Raw genomic sequence first — 23,691 nt, forward strand, 5'->3', positions numbered from 1 at the left:
TGAATTATTAATTATTAATTGATCTAGTTTCCCCCTTTGATCCTTCCCGCTTCCGTTTCCAGCCCCGTCTTACGTTGCCTTGAACTGGCCACCTGGTTGCTACCGAAACGGTAGGTGAAATTCACCCTGAATGTCTGACTTTCCCAGCCGCTGCGCAACTTGATATACAGCCCGGAAAAGTCTGAATTACCTGCCCAGCGTGCCGTGTGGAATATATCGGTGTAGCTGATCTTAACAGTAGCTTTTTTCTTCATGAATTGTTTCTGCAACCCTATATCCGCCGCACCCATCGATTTTGAACGGATGGTACCATCCAGGCTTGGCCCATTGAACCAACCACTGAATTCTGCTGAATAATCTTTGCCCAACTGGAAGGTATTTTGCAGATAACCGCCATACCCCGTTACATCAAGATCAAGATCCGTGTTGGTCAGCTGTCCTTTGAAGCGCTGATAATTGCCATAAAAATTCACATACCCGCTCCACCATTTTGCAATGGGCAATGAAGAACCGATGCTGATGGAATAGATGGCCTGGCTCGCCAGGTTACGCTGTTGAATGAAGGTAGCATTGCTGTTAGTAGTATCCAGTATTTCCGACCGGTAATCTTTTACGTGGCTATACCCTACTGTTGTGGTGATGAGGCTCTTGAACGTATGTGCCAGCTCAATGTTGCCGGTATATTGCGGGCGAAGGAAGGCATTTCCTTTCTGATAGGTGAGCTCATCCAGTTTGTTTTCAAATGGGTTAAGGTCCTGGTAAGAAGGCCTGTCGATACGGCGGCTGTAAGTGAGGTTCAGCGTATGTTTCTCGCTGATATTGTACGTAAGTGCGGCACTTGGAAAGAAATCGAGATAGCTGCGTTTGATATTGTTATCCGCCTGTACGATACCGTCATCACGGGTCAGGTCGCCTTCGCTATTGGTTTGTTCCGCACGTAAGCCTGTCTGCAGGCTGATCTTTTTGGTGAGTTCACGCTGATAATTTACATACAATGCATTTACATTTTCAATGTATTCGAACCGGTTGCTGCGTTGCAGGTTTTTAACGGGCACACCGTTCTGATCGGTAAAAAATTCAAATGCATTGCGTGTTTTTACATAAGCCGCCTTTGCACCGAAACCGAATTTACCTTTCCATTTGTTCATTTCCACATCTACTTTTGCCGTGTAGATATCGATGTCGGTAGGTGTGTTATTGCGGTTGATGATGCTGTAAAGCGGGTTGCCACTCCCGTCGGTGTAATAGTTAGGCTGAAAGCTGCTCCCTGTTCCGCGGAATAACCCGTAATCCGCATCAGCATTGATCTCTGTACCGGTAGTATCTACAAAACGGTAATTGAGGTTACCATTGAAATTGGTTCGCTTACCCGCAATGCTATTGGTTGCATTCAGCGTTTTGGCATATGCTTTAGTTGGATCGTAGCTTACGATCGTCTGACTTTTATTATCCCATACACCATCCCCGATACTCACTGAAGCCATCACACCAAATGTATTTCTTTTGTCGATGAAGAAATCGGCGCCGGCTTTACCGTTGTAATATTTATTGGAAGAAATGCTGTTGCTCTTCTGATCGTAAATAGAATCGCTCTGAATGCGGTAGATATCCTGGTTGTTGTGATAATCCCCGATAAAGAAACCGGCATTACCAAACACGTTTACTTTTTTATCGCGGAAGTTCAGGTTGAGGCTTCCGTTGCCTTTTGGCGTAACACCCTGTACCAGCCCGGCATTCACCGAACCGTTGGTACCGTATTTTTTATTTTTCTTCAGGCGAATGTTGATGATACCGGCATTACCACTGGCATCGTATTTTGCGCTCGGGTTGCTGATCATTTCAATGGCTTCCACATCAGTGCTGTTGATACCTTTCAGGTAAGCCGCCAGGTCTTTGGCATCCAGTTGCGTCATTTTACCATCGATGTAGATCTTAACACCATTCTTACCCTTCATGCTGATGTTCTCATTATTGTCTACACGAACACCCGGGCTTTTCTGCAGGAGTTCCAACGCGTTACTTCCGGTAGCATTGATGCTGCCTTCTACATTGAAGATCGTTTTATCGGCCTTGATCTCGATCATCGGCTTTTTAGACGTAACGGTAACTGTTTCCAGTTTTTTTCCTGAAACTTCCAGCGTTATGTTGCCTTCAGGCTTTTCGCCTGCGGCATACCGCTTACTGTATTTTTCAGAAAAACCTGTCATGCTGAATAGCAGCAGGTAGGAACTGTCGGGTGACTGAAGTTCGTATTTACCATCATTGTCTGTGATGGAAGTCCTTAACAGGCTGCTGTCTTTAGCGTTGAGCAAAGAAACGGTGACTGCCCGGAGGGGCTTGCTGGATGGGTCTGTAACCGTGCCCGTTAATGGTGGATTGTTTTGTGCGGTCGCTTCAAAAAAGAACGAGAGCAACAATAAGGTAACGGTCAATAATTTTCTCATAACAGTTTCTGATTTTCTAGTCTTACGCAAAGAGAATAAGAAATGTTACAGTTAAAATAAAAAAAGATGTAAAAGAAATATTTCGCAGGATAAGCGGCAAACGGCCTCATACAAAAATGTGGTTTGTTAATATTTTTTTAACAAACCACATTTTGATCATTTTCATATTTCCACTTCCACAAGCCCGCCTTTGTTTTCCATTTTGAGCGCATGTTCCTTTTGTTCACCTGCTTTCAGCGAGATCATATAAGTAGTATCCATATACCTGTACTGGATCTTTATAGTTCCCCATTCGGCCGGCATGCAGGGTTTGAACCTTATAGTATCGCCTGTACGTTTCAACCCTATAAATGATTCGAGGATCAACTGGTACATCCATCCGGCTGAGCCCGTGTACCAGGTCCAGCCGCCGCGGCCTTTGTGGCGTGGCTCCGCGTATACATCTGCTGCTATTACATATGGCTCTGATTTATACACAGCTATTTTTTCCGCATCGATCCCGCGGTTGAGCGGGTTGATCATTTTGAGCAACTCCCAGGTACGTTCCGCGTTACCGGCTTCGGCAAAAGCCATTACCAGCCAGATAGCGGCATGGGTATATTGTCCGCCATTTTCACGCACACCCGGCACATATCCTTTTATATAACCGGGGTTCATCGATGATTTATCAAACGGCGGATCAAATAATTGTATCATGCCATCCTCTTTGCGCACCAGGTATTTATCTGCCGATGCCAGCGCCGTGAGCGAACGTTCCTTATCCCCGGCTTTCGACAATACCGACCAGCTTTGTGCGATGGAATCAATTTTACATTCTTCATTTTCTTTGGAACCAAGCGGTGTACCATCATCAAAATATGCACGCCTGAACCATTCGCCATCCCAGGCATTCTTATTGATCGACTGTTTCAACGCCGATGCCTGCGTACGGCATTTATCCGCGAAGGCCTGGTCATGGTGCGCTACAGCCACTATTGAAAAACGCTCCAGTATGTCGTACAGGAAAAATGCCAGCCAAACGCTTTCGCCTTTTCCATGCTGGCCCACTTTATCCATACCATCATTCCAGTCGCCGGATCCCATGAACGGTAAACCATGTTCGCCGAAACGAAGCCCATGCTCTATCGCCCTCACGCAATGCTCGTACAAACTGGCAGTTTTATCGGATCTGATAGGCAGGTCATAATAAGATTCTTCGCCGGCGTTCAATAAACGCCCTTCAATAAAACTCACCTGCTCTTCCAGTATCTGCTGATCGCCGGTAGATTGTATATACCTCGCGGTTACAAATGGCAACCACAGGTAATCATCGGAGCAGGTAGTGCGTACGCCCCTTCCCTTCGGCGGGTGCCACCAGTGCTGTACATCGCCTTCTATGAACTGGCGGGAAGCACATATTAATATCTGGTCTCGCACCAGCCCCGGTTTGGTATGCATCAGCGAAAGTACATCCTGCAGCTGGTCCCGGAACCCGAATGCCCCGCCGGATTGATAGAACCCGCTCCTGGCCCAGATGCGGCAAGATAAAGCCTGGTAATTCAACCAGCCATTGGCTAAAATATTGGTGGCGGTATCCGGCGTGTACACCTGCACGTTAGTTAGGGTTTCTTTCCAGAAATCTTCTACCTTTTTGAAAGCTTCTTTAGCCGCGGCATTCCCTTCATAGCGTTCGATGAGCGCAATGGCTTCATCCATATTTTTTCCGGCGCCGAGGCGGAACGTCACTTGTTTTTCTTCTTCTTCCACCAGGTCGAAAGCTACCTGTAATGCTGCACAGGAATCGAGCGCAGCGCCGGTTTTGCCAGAGAGCCTTACTTTATTCATAGCGTCGGGATTGGCCAATGTTCCGTTGCGGCCTATAAATTCTGTACGGTCGGCAGTAAAGGAACGCCCGGCATCATCCACATCAAAAAAAGCAACGCGGTGCTCAAACTCTGTACTGTAAGCATTTTGCGCCAGCAATGCACCACTGCGTTTATCCATTTCCGTTATGGTATGCATCTGCGCTTTGGAACGCAGGTCGCCCAATACCCATTCCATATAACCCGTGGCAGACACCCGCCTTGGCCGGTTGGAATTATTACGCACTGTAAGTACGATGAATTTAATGGTGGCATCGATGGCCACATATACTTTCATGGATGAATAGATACCATCTTCACTATGTTCGAAAATGCTGTAGCCAAATCCATGGCGGGTGATGTAGGGGGAATTTCCTCTTGCAGGCAAAGCCGATGGCGACCAGAACCGGCCACTTTCTTCATCCCGCAGGTAAAACGCTTCTCCTTTAAGATCCGTTATGGGATCATTGTTCCAGGGTGTAAGCCTTATCCCGTGGGCATTTTCAACCCAGGTATAGGATTGGCCGCTTTCGGATACAACAGTACCGAACTGCGGGTTACCCAATACATTTACCCATGGGGCCGGCGTAGGTTTGCCCGGCATTGTCTTGATGACATATTCTTTTCCATCTGCGGAAAACCCGCCGAACCCATTGAAGAACTGTACGCCTTCCGGAAGCTGCAGATCGTTGATCAGCGTAGAATCTACAGAGGTATGGAATTTACTCGGTTTGAAAACCGGTATGGTATTTTTTGGTTTAGCGCCCCTGTTCACCTGCTCTTCAAGCGTACCCAACCTATCGGAGATAACAATATGCGCCACGGTCTGGAATAAGATCCTGTCTTCATTGGATATCTGTTCGGTAGACCGTATGAATATACCGCCTGGCTGATCTTTAAGATTGGCAGAAGACCCCGGAACGATCAGTGCGTGAATGCGATCGTTCAGTTCCTGGCGATAGCCACCATGATCATCGTTCCAGATGATAAGATCAACGATGAGCCCTTTCAGGCGCCAGTAGGCATGTGCCTGCACCATCTGTTTTACAAGATCGAGGCTCGATGATTCTTCTATCTGCAGCAACACGATGGGAAGGTCACCGGATATGGAATAAGCCCAGAGGGCAGACTGGCCGCGGCGGTTCTTGATGATGTTGGCCGGATCGGTTCGTAAAGCACCGTTACCAAAAATAATGGAGCCTGCCAGCCGGTTGTATAATTGAGCATCCGCTTCTGTGGCATTGATCTGCCGCAGGATCACCTGGCTATGAGTCCATGCCAGTTCCAGTCCGCGGTTAGCGATGTGTTTGTCCTGGTATTTTTCTATCAGGGCATTGCTGCCTTCTTTTGTATCTGCCGCACCGGTGATCACATCTACTATCACTGATTTGTAGGGTTCGATATAAATGCGGTATTGAATAGCGATAACAGGATCCAGCACCGAACCGCTTTCGCCACTCAGCCCTTTTGAATTGTAGATCATGCCCGGCTGATGAATAGTATTTCCTCTTCCGATAAAACGATCCCTGTCTGTTTCATAGGTCACTTGTTGTATTTCCGCTCCATGCGCTTTCATCAGGTGAAAAAGATAAGGAGTGGTTTCATCGGCTGATCGCGGCCTTCTTGTACAGATGATCGCATGGCGCTGTTCATTTATTTCTGTCTGTACAAAAAGATTGCTGAAAGCCGGGTGCGCTTCATCTGAAGCTGCCGATGCCATTACTACTTCCGCATAACTCGTAACTTCTATGAACCTTCTTTTGCGGGAGCGGTTGTTGATATGGATGCGCCGCAATTCAACATCATCTTCGGGAGAAACGATCACTTCCGTATGTGTTTCTATATTATTATCCTTGCGGCGAAACTCGGCCCTGCCCTGTGAAAAAACGGCTTCGTAATTTGTGCCTTCATTGAGTGAAGGCTGGTATGCCGCCGACCAGAAAGCATTATTTTCCAGGTCGCGGATATAACAGAATGTACCCCAGTTGTCGCAGGTGGCATCTTCGCGCCAGCGATTGATGAGCAGGTTTTTCCAACGGCTGTAGCCGCCACCAGAATTGGTAAGCATCACATGGTACCGGCCATTGGAAAGCAGCTGTACTTCGGGAATGGCCGTATGCGGCGTGTTGATCACACGCATGGATTCATTGCCCCCGGCAAAAACCGTAGTATCCGATTCGTGTACCGTTGGTGAATAAAAAGTAGTGATCCTCGGTATCCTTTCCTGCAATAACAACAAGGTGGCCTTTACCTGCACATCCGCTTCAAATCTTTTCTGCATCGGCTGATCAAACATGAGGAAGCCGATAGAAAGAAATGCCATTCCCTGGTGATGGGCCATGAAGGACCGTATCACGTTGTGGGTAGTACGCCGTGGCAATCTTGCAGCCGTGTAATCGATGGCTTCGTAAAATCCATAACGTCCTTCAAAACCATCTTCCTTCATCACCTGCAGGTTGTTATACGCATCCGATGGCGCTACCATCAATGCCATGATGGTGGCATATGGCGCTATCACCAGGTCGGAAGCCAGGCCACGCTTGAATCCCAGTCCGGGAACCCCAAAGGCCCTGTATTGATAATTGAGGTGTGCATCCACATTGCTGTATCCCGATTCGGAAATACCCCATGGGATATTGCGGCTTCGGCAATAGTCCATTTGTTTTTTGATGACCGATTTGTTTGTCTGATCAAGCAATGTATTTTCATACGTTGGCATCACCAGCAATGGCATGAGGTATTCAAACATCGATCCGCTCCAGGATAATAAGATGGGATCGGTACCGAGGTTCGTCAGCTGCCTTCCTAAGGCGAACCAGCTCTGCTGGGGCAATTTGCCTTGCGCAATGGCAACAAATGTCGTTAACCTTGCTTCGGATGCCAGCAGATCGTAATAACTGTTGTCGGCCCTGTGTTCATCGGCATTGTAGCCGATTGTGAGCAAGTGTTGTATTTTATCGTATAAAAAATCATATTCCACGTGGGTGAATTCATCGCATTGCCGGGCCAGCACTTCGGCACGCAACTGTAATTGTTTTGCGAACCTGGCAGAATCTGTAATAGCTGATCGCAGCTGGTTCAGCCATTCATTTTCAGCAGCCGAATTTTCCGGCAGATAACAAGCCACTATCTTATGCAACAAGGATTGTTCGATGCGTGCCAGCTGGTTGATAGTAGGCACAGCAGGAAGATCGGCAACCAGGTGGCTGAATTTTTCTTTCGCCGCAGGTAAACCAAGCCATGGAAAAAATGTGTTCAACTGGTGCTGCATATTTTTGATATGCTCCATGGTTTTTTCGGCCCACCAGTCGTCTTCCATATCAGGGGTGAGGTCGAGTTCGACGAGAATATTTTTCAATTGCGCCTCGATCGCCGAAAGATATGTATTGAGCTGATGCAGGTCATGGATATGCTGTGGCCATGTATTCCGCAGGGAATCCATGAACCCGGTAAGCGCTTTCTTTTCATTTGTCTTCTCGATCAAAATACCCAAGGCATCTTCGAGCCCTTTGAAATCATTTTCCGAAATTATTTTTTTATCCGGAACCGACATCAGGCCTTGCTTGAGCGTGATCACATGCCCGATGAAATTTCCACTATCTACTGTAGAAACATACCGCGGCGCCAGCGGTGCCAATGAGATCGTATCGTACCAATTGTACAGATGGCCGCGGTATTTTTCCATCGACTGCAGGGTGCGGAGGGTGTTGCCGGTTCGCTCCAATAATGTTTCGTGGGTGATGTAGCCAAAATCCCAGGCAGTGAGGTTCGACAACATCGACAGCCCGATATTGGTAGGCGACGTGCGATGGGCGATGCGTTCTACGGGTTGCTCCTGGTAATTGTCCGGCGGCAGCCAATTGTCTTCCTGGCCTACAAACACTTCAAAGAACGACCATATCTTACGGGCAAGTTTACGCAGGTAAATACTCTCCGATTCGGTGATCTCCGTTTTCTTTTCAGCTCCCGGTTTGCTGATATACCAGGTTACCAGCGGCGCCATCAGCCAGGCAATGATAAACGGGGATGCCGCGATGATGGAGACCGGAGAATATAACGTGAGAAAAATGAATATACCGATAGAGAATACCGGCGTAAACCACATATAGGCATACGTACCCGCGACGGTGCGCTTTAAAACGCTGCTGCCATAAGGGTTCCATTGCAGCAGCTTCCTCCGTGAGATATAGATCCTCCAGAGGGTAAGCAATATTCCCTGTGTGAAAACGAAGGCTTCAAAGGGCAGGCACATAAGGCCAATCACCTGCTGCTTGAGATTATCTTTTAACGAACGGTTGGCATAAATGAGGTGCTGAACAAAAGTGACATCTTCGGGTTTTCTGAATGTTTCCCATAAAAAATTCACGATTGATGGAAGGAATACTATGCCCATCACCACCAACGTCCACGATGCCGGATTATTCAATATGGCCCATCCTGCTATCATCAACGACAGCAAAGCCAGTGGTACCAGGCTTCTGCGGAGGTTGTCGAATATCTTCCATTTGGATAAAGCCGATAATTTATTGACATGTAATTTTTTATCCTGCCCGGGGGCAAATGGTGTAGCCCAGGAAGCTATCTGCCAGTCGCCACGGATCCAGCGGCGGCGGCGTTGTACATCGGTGAGGTAAGCGCCCGGGTATTCTTCATACAGCTGCACATCCGTGATCAATGCCGATCTGGCATAGGATCCTTCCAGCAGATCATGGCTCAAAATCCTGTTCTCCGGAAATTTATCATGGAAGGTGCGCTCAAAACTTTCGATATCATAAATGCCTTTACCGATGAAAGAGCCTTCTTTGAAAAGATCCTGGTACACATCCGAAGTAGCACGGGTGTATGGATCGGTGCCGGGTTCGTTTCCGTGTATCCTGGCGTAGATTGAACTTCCATTACCGGGCAGGCTGTTGGAAACCCTTGGCTGGAGTATGGTGTAACCGGCAGTGACCCGCTGCAGCTTTTCATTATAAATAGGCTGATTGAGCGGATGCGCCATATTACCTGCCATCTTCCAGGCTGTTTCGCGGGGGAGTTCCGTATCGGAATCCAGGGTGATGATGTATTTTACTTTGCTGTAAATTTCTTCTTCACCAATGATGACTGAAAAGTATTCTTTTCCTGTGCCTTTGATCAGTGCATTGAGCGCACCGAGTTTTCCGCGTTTGCGTTCGTAGCCCATCCATACATTTTCTTTCGGGTTCCACCTGCGTGGACGATGAAAGAGAAAGAACACATCATTACCGGCGCGTTCGTATTTTTTGTTGAGGGCAATTATTTTGTCAGAAACAAGCTGTATCAAAGCTGCATCTTCTTCCAGCACTTCCTCGCCGGCATCTTTAAGATCCGTGAGCAAGGCAAATGAAAGATGATCATTCCTGTTGGCGAGGTAATGCACTTCAATGTTCTCTACCAGCGAACTGATGGCAGTGCCGCTGGAAATGATCGTGGGGATCACCACCATCGTGCTGCAATCCTGGGGAATACCTTTTGAAAAATCCATCCTCGGCAGCAGGCAAGGCCTTGCCATCAATGTGATGAACCAGTTGACCACGCTGCCTGCCAGCTGGCTGGAAGCGATGAGGATCATGATACCAAAACCGATGAGCCAGCCATCGCGAAGCCCTTCCAGTCCGGCTTTTTGAAACAGCCACCACGTGAGCAACCCTGAGATGAGGATGATGGCACCAACATAACTTACGAGTGGGATACGATTGGCGAGCCGGCGGCAACTTTCAAACCCCGAGTGTTTCATCGCTGCCTGTTTTTCCAACTGTGCCACCCCATTACCGATCAAAAAATATCCCACGTGTGCACTGTGCCTGTTGAGGGAATCTTTATTGGCCTCAGCCGCGGAGATCGCCATGGTGGCTATTTCCTGTTCTGTATGATCGCTGTGTTTTGAAATACGCTCGATGGTATGCCGGTACATGTCCCTGGTAAAAAAATCCATTTTTTCATACACACCATCTGTATCCTTGCGCAAAATATCTTCTACGATGCTGTTGCTTTCTACAAATGAACGCCAGTTGGTGGTGGCTAAAAAACGAAGACTGCTGATACTGTTGCTGATGGACAACTGATCGGCAGCCTGCTTCTGATTTTCCTGCTGGATCAGGATCGATGTGCTCAACCCTTCTTCCGTCAGCCGTTGTTCGATCCAGTTGAGCGCCAGCGCCAGCATATTTCCTTTTTCCTGCAGCCGCCGGGTGAATTCGGCGATGAAGGCGCTTTCCATCGGGGGTTCGGAACGGGCCATATCCGCGAGCACCAGCACCAGGTTCTTCGGATCGTTTTCCATCGTATCCATCATCAGGTCGGCCCAGTAAGCCGCCAATGTTTTATTCTGTATGTCGAGGGAGATCTGCACGGAAAGCCGGCGCAGATTTTCGAGCAACGCGAGCCTGAGCATGATAGGTGCAGCCCATAATTCACCCAGTTGCAGGTAGCGCACTTTTTGATAACCATTTATGAACCTGTTAAGGCTTCGCAGGTTGACATGCCCGTCACTATGAGAAATTATTTCCACAGCTATATCATAAATACGGGGTAAACCAACCGATGGGCCTTTGGAAAGTTGCGGCAAGCCCTTGCTATATCCTTTGGGTAAATGTTTTTTCCCGATATAGATCTGTTCTTCAATCAAATAAAAATTATCCAGCAGCCATTCACCCGCAGGCACCACCCTGTTATTTTTCCTTACGGTTTCTGTAAGCAATTCGTGTACTTCCAGAAGGATCGCTTCATTGGAAGCCAGGCGTTTCAGCAATTGTTCGGATTGATCTTTCTGTACCAAAACATGCCTTCCGGCAAGGTCTGTAGCATATTGCTCGAGTTGCTCTTCTGTAAACAATTCGGCCCTGAGCGGCGAACGTTCGTCCTTATTTTTTCCATTGGGGCTATCGCCCATGAATGGCTCGATTATATTTTTCTTTAATGCACCTATCGCCTGTGGAAGCATTTCCAAAACACCCGTTTCCTTATCTTTTCTTTGGTTTACTTTCATACTCGTCTCTTGAATTTATTCAGCTATATCCACTAAAAGTGACCGTGGTAATTTTTTCCTGTTGAATACTACCCAAAAATTATGCTGTGTTTTGGTAATGAGGAATATAAGAGGGTTTAAATGAGGATCGGAAGGCGATTGTCATCAGCTATGCCCTTTGGAATTCAGGCAATCATTCAGTTAGTGAATAGTCAATAGTGAATAGTCAAGACTTTGCCGTTTATAACAGTAACGCCCCTTTTTTCAAAGGGGCGTTACTGTTATAAGTGCTTTTAAATTTCGCTTTCGTGTAATTCGCGTAATTCGTTTCAATTCGTGTAATCATATAACCACTCCTACCCTCAATGCCCTCAATCCATTCACACCCTGCATTTCTTCGAGCTCCAGGTCTTCGAGGTCATTTTTCAACAAACCCTGTTCCTGCAGGTAATTGATGTAGCCACGATATTCATCCGCTTCCTGCCTGGTGAAATAAACGATGGCGATCTTGTCGGGTTGCGTCAGGCGTTCCGCAGAAGATTTGATATGTATCTTATCGATCCTTTTCTTTACGATATGATAACGGATATTGTAGGCGCCTTCCACATCAAACCGTTTTTCATCCTTACGGAATTTGATATCGATCGGGTTGGAATGTACGAAGATGAGCTGCGTGGTTTCTACCGGCACCGGCAGGCTGTCGATAAGCGAGTGCGCATATTTTGCGATAGCAGCCATGGAGCTCACCTGCAAAAGCCGGAGATTTTTCAGGTAAATATCGCTGAACGGTTTATCGGGCGCAATCGACTGGCCGATGTAAATATCATACTCCACACCATCCGTCCTGAACTTTTCAAAATAAGAAGGATAAGCCTGCTGGATCTCCCCCTTCATACTTTCCAGGTAAAAATTAACTGCTGATATCACGGTGGTCATCGAAGATTCCAACGACCGGCGGTTGTAATTGGCGATACCGGAGGCTTCATCGATGGCCTCAAAATAACGGGCACTTATTTTTTCATATACCGGGTTCCCTTTTTGAAAATGTAACAGGAAAGGCACGATGTTATTCTCCAGGAATTCATTGAGCCTAACCTCTTCGTAAAACCCATCCGGTTCACTTACTTTTTCCAGCCATTTCTGCGTGAGATAAATTTTTTCATCGATCAATCCAAATCCGGAGCGTTCTTTCAATTCTTTCAATACTTCGATGAGTAAACCAAACTGCACCTGCAGATCCCTGCTAAGTGAGGCATTACGCTCTATGGTGGAATTGCGGATATCCACGGCTCCATACAACGGGTACACCGCTTTGAATTCGATGTCTTCCACTTCGGTGTTGGCGCTGCCAGAATGTTTATCACGCATATAATGCCAGGCGGCTTCGTTGAATTTCCATTGAACGGCCGGTTGTACGGAGGTGAATTTTTCTTTGATCACATGCTCGATCCCATCTTCAAACTGGTGAACGGCATTGTTGAGCAATTGTGACAACAAAGGCATGGCCACATCAAGATTCGTCATCGCCACATCGTCGAGTATGCCTTCTTTTTTGGAATACACTTCCAGCACCCCGCCCAGGGATTTATTAAAATAAACGGGCAGCAGCGCATAACTTTTTACACCAGATTTTTTTAATAACCGCAGGTACCCTTTCCGGTTTTCATCCGCTTTGGTGATCTCTTTATAAAAAATAACTTTAGGTTCGTCCAGGTATTTTTGTGCCAGCGCAAGGTAGGTTTCTTCCCCAAGCCCCTGTTCATGCGTGATACCGATGACCATGCTATTGGAGCACATCGATTTGTCGAACACCAGCTTGTTGTTGATCCTGAGTACCGGCAACACACCAAATTCAATTTCATTGTTGCCTACCAGGGCTTTCAGCGAACGCGTGATAGTATCAAAACATTGTTCCTCATCCATATCATATGTATTGAGGATGGCGTTTTTAATATTTTCAATCGCATATTGAGAAGTGATATCGGCAATCTGTGTTAATCCAAACCCTTCGAAACGAAACATATCCAGGGGCAAAATGCGCTGCAGCAAAGGCAACACATCCTGGTGATCGTAACTGGTACGGGATTTCAATGATTCGATATTGATATCGGGCAGCGGCTTCACGGTATGTACATCAATGAAACGGATATCCATTTTCATCTTGTAAAACCTGTTCATGCCGGTCTTTGCATCCGCCATTGAATGGATGATCTCCCTGTTGAAAAAAGATGGGATACCATAACATTTTTCAAGAATGAGCGAATACCGGAACTTGAGCTGATTGGTAACGATGTCTGCTATTTCTTTCGACTGCAAAACTTCCTTCCTGATGCTGCAGCTGGTGATATCGGCTATCAGGTTAAAAAACGCGTTGGTGCTGTAAAATAATACGGGCGACAGCGGCAGGCTCAGCGACCAGTAATGTTTATTCTCATCTTCTACGATCGGGGAAAGTGTATTGTAGATCAGTTGAAATTCATCGCCGTAGCGGTAAGCATCATTTACATCAATCTTATCGAGTAGTTCAGGTTTTTGTTCAAACTGCTCTATCACATAATTGATGTACCCGTTTTTTACGCCTTCTGTAGCATCGCGGCGTTTTTTCAAAAAATCTATGAAGGGCCTGAAAGTGAGCACAGTTTGTACTGCATCCCCCTGCGGTTTATCTTTTGTAAGATCAAGTATTTTTGTCTGCATAATTAAAAGCGTAAGCCCATTGTAAAGTACGGGTACCAGCCTTCGGTGGAATGTCCCATGACAAAACTGAAGGCAACCAGCGACGCAGGTGCAAAATAGATACCACCTCCTGCACCGTTGTGCCATTTAGCAGAATTGTCATGCTTTTCCCAAACTCTGCCAGCATCCCAGAAGCCGGTAATGCCAAACTGACCCGGCAAAATGTAATTGGCGATATCAGAAACCTTCACCCTCAGCTCGAGGTTATTGTAGAAACTATGTTGTCCGGCAAACCTGTATTGTCTGAATCCCAGCAGGTTTTCCTGTCCGCCGATAAAGGCCGACTGGTAAAAAGCTGGGTTGCCAATAGAAACCGTGCCGCCCATCCTGTTTGCCAGTATCACCGTAGACTTCGCATTCAGGTTTTTATAAAAAGCAAACTCCGGAATGATCTGCGCATATGACCTGGCGAATTTGCCCAGGCCTGCATACCCCTGGATCCGCACATTGAAATAACTTCCATACTGCGGCAATATCTTGTTGTTGCGTTTGTCCTGGGAGTAAATGAAAACCGCACCAAGGTGCATCTTGCTTTCCTGCAAAGTGAGGCTGTCGTATGAGCCGATGTTGGTAGTGCTGGTAATAAACCTTCCATCGTTATCATCTTTTGAATAGCGGTAATACTGCCAGGATGGGCCGATGCTTACGTAGGAAGTCTTGCTTTGTTTATTGCGCCAGCGAATGGCTGGATCCACCTGGAAAGTACTGAAACGCGTGCGGTAGAAACGCCTGTCGTTGCCGGATTTATCATAAGGCGTATTGTTGCCCACTCCAAAGAAATTGATGGTATTATTCGGGGCTCTCGCCAGTGCGTTGATGGTGATATCGGCAGTCTTGAAAACGTGCGTCCATTCGGAAGTGTAGCGTATCCTGTATGCTTTTGTAGAAAACGAATGAGCGGCAGTAAGCTGATGCTGACTGGCGAAAGGATATTTCCTGAACCCTTCCTGGTGGGTATACTTGATGCCACCACCGAGGATGAGCCCATCGTCATAGTTGAGGCCGATGCTGGTAAGTGGCTGCCAGATATTGTATAAATTAACAGGAGTGAAAACGGTACTCAGGCTATCGTTGGATATCCTTGTTTTGAACTTAGTGCTATCGCCGCTGAAAGTACCGTTATGGCGACGCTGGTATAATTTTATTCTGCCTTTGGAAGCAATCACATTGTAGGCTTTTTCATCTGTCTGCCCGATAAGGCGCAGTTTGATATCCGATGTTTTATTATTCACTACAATGCTGTCATTGCCATTACCCGCATATATCCTGATCTCTTTTGTCAATGAACGGTCGTAGGTTTTATTCATCAGTTCATCTTCTATTGCCCCGTTTTTTGAGATCTTATGGACTTTCACATTCAGGTCGCCGTTTTCAACGCCCGTGATCTCGATCAGTTCATTCTTATCACTTGTTTTGATGTCAGCGATCTTCTGTATGAAACGGTAATAAGTTTCCATCGCTTCCGGCATGGCTGAACGTCTTGCTTTTAGTTTTGCCAGAAATTCGTCGTGCCGTAATTTGTAAGACGCTTCCGGTAACCTACGCAAACCCGCTTCCAGCACAGAATCCGTAATAGCGGCTGTAAAGAGTTCCACTTGCTTCGTCCATTCATCGTGGCTCAACTGCGCTTCCGGGAATGAATTGGCAAACCTGGTTTCGTTGATGAGCCATTTTGGTTGTTCGAGTGTATTTCCAAAATCCGCCAGCTCGGGAATGATGTATTCCCTCGAAGCGATCTTCGGCACCACTCCCTGTATCAGGTGAAAAACCTGGTCACGGTCGCGGGGAATGGCGAGATAACTTTTCGATTTTCCATTGGCCGTATCTTTCCAGCGCCATTGGTCTTCGTGCCTGTCCCAGTCGGCAATGTACATATCGAGCATACGTGCCCGCAGAAATTCTTTTGCATCGATGCGGTTATCATTATCCTTTTGGATATTGCGCTGCATTTTGGGGGTGTTGTCCGATTCGCCCAATGGTTCACGCTCTTCGAGCAATACCACTTCATTGGTAAACAACATCCCATATACACCCAAAGCCTTATCGGGCGCCACTACACCTATGATGGGTGTTGAATGCGGAACATTCGCCGCTTTGGCGATCGGCGGCACCACCAATGCGGAAAACGGGTGCTGGGCGCTGGTGGCATCATCGAGCCAATCCCTGGCAAAAGTTTCGCGTAAGGCAGGTGGCAAAATATTCGAAGCATTTTTCTCCACGCTGCGTATCACCCACTCCTTACCGGTTTTATCTTTCAGGCGCAATGATTTCGATTGTTTACCACCTCCCAACTCTGTAGGGGTAAGCCCCCCGTTGAAATCAGAAATTCGTATAACCGGCAACGTTACTTCCTGCGCCCAATCCTTGCGGTAATTTTCGCCAAACATTTTCCGGTGCAGTTTGCTGTGTTTGTCATATTCAGGATGTACCCTTACCGTTATGCTATCCCCGGAAAAAGCCTTGTACATTTCCACCGAATATTCAGGTTGTTTTTTATAAGGCAATGTATAAGTGAATGCCTGCCTGATGGTATCCGGAACATATTCATAGTAGTTGAACTGCATGCTGTTGTCGGGCATCAGATCGGCTGTAACATACCCCTGTGTTGCTTTTGCAAACAATGAGTACTTAGTTTTAACCGCATTGGTATGTTTGGCACCGGCACCGCTTACGATCTGTATCTTGTTCTGTTTTCCTTTGATGAACTGCAATCCATGCTCGTGACCGGCAACATGCACAAGATTGGGAAAGCTGTCAAACACCGCGTCAATGCTGTTGATCATGTTCCTGTAACGTGGATGCTTGATATCTTCCTGGTTGTAAAAAGTGGTGCGCAACAAAGGATACAGTGAACCTACCACGGGTAACGGGATATACAAATGCCTGTTGAGAATGGTAAAGGGAAATACATGGTCTTTAAAAGAATACTTTCCGCCATGCTCGCCATAACTCTGAAAAGGATGATGCGAAGCCAGCAGGATTATTTTATTACGGTGCTTATAGCGCAGCAATGCCAGCTTCTCAAGTATCTCGGTCTGTGTCTGGCATTCACATTCTGGATTTTTTTTATCGAATGGAAAGAGCCACCATTCGCTGTCGAATGCTATCAGCACAAGGTTTTCGTTAATTGGCACCTCTACAGGATCGGGACAACCATTTGCCGGAATAAGTTTTAAAAGGGAATCCCCGCGGCTTTCGATATAGCGCCATTGGCGCTGAATTTTAGCTAACCCATTTACCCCGGTTTTATCCCAGTCGTGGTTGCCGGGAAGAAAAAATACCGGCGCCCCTTTTTTTCGCATAGGCTCGTATTGCGACCGGAGTATCGCATAATCTTCCCGTTTGTCGTCGGCCGTAGCATCGCTTAACCCGATGCCCCTCGGGTAAACATTATCACCCAGGTACATCACCATCGTCTTTCCGGTGATGATGTGGTTGGCGGCATGGGTCAGCGCCTGTTTTTGTGTCGCGTTCATTTCGCCGGCATCGCCAATAAATATGATCCTGTATTTTATGCTGTCCTGTGCGGTAACAGTAAAAGCGGTAACAGAAAGGATCAAAAAAAGAAATAGAGATCTGATCATCGTAAATTATTTTGCCGACCATGTAAATTTTAAAATATTTCCCTGCGTAAGATCATCGCCCTCATTGGAGATGTACAGGTTACCGCTTTTGTCGAATGCGATGCCTTCAGGCTGGTTGAAGCGGTTGCCATTGAGTTCCACACTTTCTATCACCTTCCAGTTGCTATCTGTAACCACCATGAGTTTATTAACTGCTGAAATGATGTACCAGTAGCCATTCACCGGATTTTTCGCTAACGCGGATGGGCGAAAACCGCGTTTAACCTTACCCGTTAGTGCCTTGATCTGGTCCACATCAATGCTGAAATTCCCCGCCGGCGCCAACGAGTCCCCCATGTGGTAGATGTAGCCTGTTACCGCCTGTTTCTTATCATCGCCTGCGCAATTCTTGCAGATGATATAAATATTATCGGTGCTGTCATCGCCATACATACCTTCGTATTCACCTTCGGGTAATATCTTTTTCCATTCCCGGGTGCTGTCTATATCTTCCACAAAACGGTCGGCAAAAGGAAAAATATACAATGAGCCATTGCTTTTTAATACCACTACTTTGTCATTCACAATAGTTACGTCCTCGTAATCACCTTTCTTCCCAAACTTGCTGTGATACTGCTTCTTGACACCCCAGGCCAAACGAAAGAATTTCCCTTCCTCATCCTGTATGGCATACACCGTATCCGGGTTATTTTTATAAAAAGCGATACCCGATATCTCAAACAGGCTTTCAGGCATCAGGAATTTTGAGGGTAATGACAGGTTATAATTTTTCGGTGATTGCTCCTTTTGTCCGGAAGCTTTGCAGGCAGCAAGTACCAATACCATCGCCAGCAAGCCTATCATTAAGTGTATTATTTTTTTCATATCATTTTATTCATTGATCAATGTGCGCAAATATTCCCGGATGGCCTCCTGCGATCTTACCGCCGCATCCTCATTCATTACAGGTTTATTGTCCAGTTCCTTATTGATGTAAACAGCCTGCACATTATCTCTCCATTGCAAGTCCAGGATATGTCTGAGCTGCTCACGGATATTTTCATCATATACCGGAAAACAAACTTCTATGCGCCGGTAGATATTCCTGTTCATCCAGTCTGCAGAGCCCATGAAAACCTCCGGCCGGCCATTATTTCCAAAGACAAACACCCTGCCATGTTCGAGATAGCGGTCTACAATGCGTTTTATTACAATGTTTTCACTCTGCCCTTTTATACCCGGCACCAGCCGGCAAATGCTGCGTACCACCAGGTTTATTTTCACCCCGGCATTGGATGCTTCATACAACTTCGAGATCATCACTTCTTCTTCGAGGTTGTTCATTTTTATCATGATTTCAGCAGGAAGGCCTTGCTCCGCAAAATTTATTTCGCGGTCTATCAGCTCCAAAAATCTTGACTGAAGATTAAACTGTGCTACCAGCAGGTGCCTGAAATCGATCGCGTCTTCTTTGTCGACTTTTTTTCTTTTAGCCAAAAAGCTGAACAGTTTCTGCATTTCAGCCAGCATCGGCTGATGCGCCGTCAGCAGGATATGATCGGTATAAAACCGTGCGGTAGTTTCATTCAGGTTCCCGGTTGCCAGCAAGCCGATGTAAGGCTCTTTTTTATCCTTACGGATCACCAATGCTATTTTAGCATGTACTTTCAAAGCATTGCTGCTGTAACTTATTTTTACCCCGGCCGCTTTCATTTCTTTTGCCCAGTGAATATTATTCGCTTCATCAAACCTTGCTTTCAATTCTACCAGTACCGAAACTTTTTTTCCATTTTTCACCGCACTGATCAAAGCGAACGCGATCCTCGAATCTTTGGCGATGCGGTACATGGTGGTATAGATTTCTTCCACCGAAGGATCGATGGCAGCTTCGTTGAAAAAACGAAGGATCGTGTCATAAGACTGGTATGGGGCATGCACTGCCCGGTCTTTTTTCAAAATGGAATCGAACAGGTTCTCCCCGGGCAATTTATTATCCTGTAATGCCGGCCACGGCGGATAAGAAAGTTCCGCGTTTCTTACCGGTATGGATGAAAGGTCTTTCAGGTTGTGATGCAGTCCGCCTTCCACGATCGATGCTTTGTGCAGATTGAAAAGATGGATGATGGTCTGCTGCAATCTCAGCGGCAATCCCGGTGAATATAAAAATCGCGAGGCAAAACCGAAATCGCGTTTCGCCAGTTGTTTTTCAATTTTATCTGCCAGGTCTTCGGCATATTCGTCCTGTAATTCCAGTTCCGCGTCGCGGGTGATCTTTATGGGATAAGCGCCATTGATCTCCGCTGCAGGAAAAAGCTGTTGGAGGTGCAGGATGATGATGTCTTCCAGGAAAATGATATAATCGCCTTCGGGCTGTGTCGCTTTATAAAAACGCGGCACCTCATTTACAGGAACGTTTACCAGGTACAATTGCTCTGCCTGTTTTTTATTCCGCACCGTTACCGCTATGTACAACTGGTTGTTGGCAGGAAAGAATGCAGTACCCTCTTCCAGCAACACAGGGCTCATGAACCCGGCTATGGCCGTGAAAAAATAATTGCTGACATCCGGCAATAATTTTTCCGGTACAGGATCTTTGTACAGCAGGAATATATTGTGTTGCCGCAAAGACGGGATGATGGAATCAATCAAAATCCCGCCGAAATGTTTTTGCTGAATGTCAATGATATCCACGGCTTCATCATAAACGGAGGAATTATCTTTCTGTATCTTATTCAGCGCCAGCAAAGCGGGTATGCGTACCCGGTAGAACTCATCAAGATTGGAAGAAAATATAGAAAGAAAATTGATACGTTCGAGCAGGGGTACATTTTCCCTGGCTGCCTCTCCCAATACCCGTCCGTTGAAAGAAAGCCAGCTGATATCCCTGTTAAAAAAAAGCAGATCCTCCATGGAGATTATAGATTAGTGGCCGAATATCATCGTACTGACTACGAACGCCAGCACCGCCACGATGATTCCAAACATGAAAACATTATAGCCGATCCTCAGCAGCCGGTATTTTTTCCCCAGCACAAGCCCCTGCGAATACACATCTTTGGTAAGACTGCCATATAAAAACTCCCTGTCTTTCATCATCGCGTTTACCCCCTCGGCATATTCTTCATAACTCATCCGGTAGAAATTACCGAAGAACAACAGGTTTACTTTTTTTTGCGCCACATCGTCGTGGGTGAAACGCCCGTCGGGAATGGCCGGCCTGGTGGCCAGAATGGAAAAAACCATGGTCACTACACAGACTGTGAGCATGATCATGGTGGGGATCACCAGGTGTGGATTGTCTTCCAGCTTACGCAAAAGCACACTCAGCAACACCGAGAGGATGATGGAAGTGGTGGTGATCATGATATGGGCCTTATTATCGGCCATATCGCTCAAACGCTGATGATTGCTGGAACTGATGCGAAACATGGTTTCAATTCCACGGTTGGGGCGATCCTTTTTGGTAGTTTTTGAAAACACTTCCGGATCGGGTGTCTTCTTTTCCTCTTTTAATATTTCTTTTGGTGAGATCAGTTCATCATCATCTTTGGCTTTCAGTTTTTCAATGTTGAAGGCTTTTTTTGCATCCAGCAATTCCTGTGCGTAATCGGTCTGGTAGTGATGCGCCTGCAACAGTTGAACAGTTTTATGCCTCCATTGAGATTTTGGTATCTTATTGCCTGTACGCCATTCGGCTTCCTTACGCATCAGTTTGTTGCGCTCGGCAAAATCATCGGTTCCAAAATGATACAGGTCCGCATCGGCAATGATCTTTTCCAGTAAAGTCTGCGGGCTTTGCGGCAGTACCGTTGCCATGATACAATTGCGTACGGCGAGGATGACATCTTCTTCGGCCCCATTTTCCCTCAGGAAAGTTTCGGCCATTGCCGCTCCCCTTTCCTCATGCCCGGTAGCGCCTCCGTTGAAATAACCGATGTCGTGGTACCAGGCTGCTACCATTACAATGAATGATTCCTTGTCATTCAACTGGTAATGATTGAGCAATTTTACCGCATGCGCCACTACTTCCTGTGTGTGCTGAAGATTGTGATAAGTAAGTCCGGGTTCCTCCCTTTCCTTGTAAAAACGGATCACTTCATGTTTCAAATGCTCCAGTACCTGTGAATAGTTCATAAAAGTAATTTTGTAGCGGGATAAGATGTGCTGATTTTTCCGCTAATTTACTTGTATTTGAAACAAAATCCTTTCCAGTTTTGGAAAAGATACCACGCAACGCTGATTATTATGATGATTATGATAAATTAAGATGAAATCTTTAGATTATCATATGGGATGACCCGAAAGAAATATTTACGATCACCTTAGAGAAAAAACGGAACGCAGATTAGTATGATGATTATGGCAAATCCGGTTATTGGACCAACATCTTAATATATCATCATCATAACCATCTGCGTTCCCTATCAGATCACGCGAAGCGGGATTTACGCTTCTTTCACAAGCTGGATATTCGCAATCACCTTGATGTCTTCTCCCAAAGCCAGGCCGCCGGCGTCGGTAAGTGCATTGTAGGTCAACCCGAATTCTTTGCGGTTTACTTTTCCGGTTACTTCAAAACCGTATTTGATATTGCCGTAATTATCTTTTTCGGATCCGCCGAACTCGACATCCAGTTCTACAGGTTTAGTCACGCCCTTCATAGTAAGGTTACCGGCCAGTTTATACTCATCGCCACCGGCTTTTGCAAAAGAAGTGGACTCAAAACTGATTTGAGGAAACGCGGCAGCATCAAAGAAATCGGTGCCTTTCAGGTGTTCGTCGCGCTGTTCCTGGTTGGTATAAATGCTGTTCACATCTATGTTGAAGCTTATTTTACCATCTTCAAATGAATCGGTAGCGGAAACTACTTCACCACTGAAGGTTTTGAAAGAACCTGTAACGGTAGATATTACCAGGTGTTTCACTTTAAATTGTAATTCGGAATGTGCGGGGTCTATTACCCATTTTGTTGTTGACATTGTATTAGTTTTTAATGTTTATTTTAAAATTGATGTTTTATTATAATCGATCGTTCCATATTTTCCCAGGTGAAAATCGCGGTAGGCTTCGCCGATCTCCTGGCGGGTGTTCATCACAAACGGCCCTTCTGCCACGATAGGCTCTGCATAATATTCTCCGCCGAAAATGATCACGTCCGCAACGGTAATACCGGGGTTGGAAAGGATGATATCTTCGCCATCGGCGCCAAAGGAAATGAATTCGCTTTTCGCGAAGGATTCGTCATTGATCTTTACCGCTTCGTCGGGCACGAGTGCCGCGTATTCCATGCCTGGCTTTGCCCGGAGCACAAAAGTTGATTTTGCATTCAATTTGAGATGGTACAGGAATTGGGGAGAATAGGTCTTTACCGGGGAGAAATGATCGCCAAAACTTCCGATCACCACCCGCAGTTTTCCTGCCTCATCCGGCAGGTGCACTTCAGGAATATCCGCCGCCTGAACTGCCAGGTAATCGGGCAATTCGGCTTTGTTTTCCGCAGGCAGATTGATCCAGAACTGCAGCCCGTGCAAAAGGCCGCCTTTTTCCTGGAATGCAGGACTGTTATGCTCATCATGGATCACTCCATTACCCGCTTTCATCCATTGTGCGCCACCGGCTTCCACGATACCGTGATGGCCATAACTATCGAAATGTTCCAGCGCGCCGCTAAACAAATAACTGAAAGTGGCAATTCCGCGATGCGGATGTGCAAACTCTCCGTTAGGCGCTTTAGGTATTGCAGGCTTGATATTGGCAGGATATAAATGATCGAGAAACACGAATGGGCCCACTGCATCTACATACCGGTTGGGAAGCAACCTGTTTACCAACAGTTCCCCCACCTTTGAATTTGCGCCGCCATAACTTGTGCTGATGATCTTTTCCATCGTATGTTCCTTTTTTTGATAAGGCAAAATTGAAACATTCCCGTACGGATAAAAATGACAAACGACAATAAATCGCGTTGATAAAAGTCAAGAGGCAGAAGGCCGAAGGCCGACGACAGACCACGGACGACAGACTACCGACAGGTCGTAATAGCAGGAGTTCAATCGTATCTGCAACATTGTAATCAGGAGACTTGACCGTGATCGGTCGTCCGTGGTCTGTCGTCTCTCGTT

At 46.4% G+C, this 23,691-nt stretch carries 9 protein-coding genes; all 9 read right to left on the bottom strand.

Features of this window, described 5'->3' with window-relative positions; translation table 11 throughout:
* Positions 1–23 precede the first annotated feature (23 nt).
* The 9 genes from EGI32_RS02250 to EGI32_RS02290 all read right to left on the bottom strand — a co-directional run bounded on the left by EGI32_RS02250 (position 24) and on the right by EGI32_RS02290 (position 23,457).
* The gene (locus tag EGI32_RS02250) at positions 24–2,444 is read right to left on the bottom strand and encodes a TonB-dependent receptor (protein ID WP_255153735.1); all 2,421 of its coding nucleotides are present in this window, start codon (positions 2,442–2,444) and stop codon (positions 24–26) included.
* 162 nt (positions 2,445–2,606) lie between these two features.
* A complete protein-coding gene (locus tag EGI32_RS02255) occupies positions 2,607–11,291 on the bottom strand; it encodes a glycoside hydrolase family 94 protein (RefSeq protein ID WP_255153736.1) in 8,685 nt (2,894 codons plus the stop codon).
* A 321-nt stretch (positions 11,292–11,612) separates the two neighbouring features.
* The gene (locus EGI32_RS02260; protein ID WP_255153737.1) at positions 11,613–13,967 is read right to left on the bottom strand and encodes a GAF domain-containing protein; all 2,355 of its coding nucleotides are present in this window, start codon (positions 13,965–13,967) and stop codon (positions 11,613–11,615) included.
* A 2-nt stretch (positions 13,968–13,969) separates the two neighbouring features.
* The gene (locus EGI32_RS02265; protein ID WP_255153738.1) at positions 13,970–17,590 is read right to left on the bottom strand and encodes a metallophosphoesterase; all 3,621 of its coding nucleotides are present in this window, start codon (positions 17,588–17,590) and stop codon (positions 13,970–13,972) included.
* Between the two features lie 6 nt (positions 17,591–17,596).
* Positions 17,597–18,454: an SdiA-regulated domain-containing protein gene (locus EGI32_RS02270; protein WP_255153739.1), complete on the bottom strand. Its 858-nt coding sequence runs from the start codon at positions 18,452–18,454 to the stop codon at positions 17,597–17,599.
* Between the two features lie 6 nt (positions 18,455–18,460).
* Positions 18,461–20,479, bottom strand: a complete 2,019-nt coding sequence (gene ppk1, locus EGI32_RS02275) for a polyphosphate kinase 1 (RefSeq protein ID WP_255153740.1) — start codon at positions 20,477–20,479, stop codon at positions 18,461–18,463.
* 12 nt (positions 20,480–20,491) lie between these two features.
* Complete coding sequence (locus EGI32_RS02280) at positions 20,492–21,703, bottom strand: Pycsar system effector family protein (RefSeq protein ID WP_255153741.1); 1,212 nt, start codon at positions 21,701–21,703, stop codon at positions 20,492–20,494.
* 311 nt (positions 21,704–22,014) lie between these two features.
* Positions 22,015–22,548: a YceI family protein gene (locus EGI32_RS02285; protein WP_255153742.1), complete on the bottom strand. Its 534-nt coding sequence runs from the start codon at positions 22,546–22,548 to the stop codon at positions 22,015–22,017.
* 18 nt (positions 22,549–22,566) lie between these two features.
* Positions 22,567–23,457, bottom strand: a complete 891-nt coding sequence (locus tag EGI32_RS02290) for a pirin family protein (RefSeq protein WP_255153743.1) — start codon at positions 23,455–23,457, stop codon at positions 22,567–22,569.
* Positions 23,458–23,691: the final 234 nt, after the last annotated feature.

It is taken from the genome of Ferruginibacter sp. HRS2-29, from assembly GCF_024343615.1.
GTDB lineage: Bacteria > Bacteroidota > Bacteroidia > Chitinophagales > Chitinophagaceae > Ferruginibacter.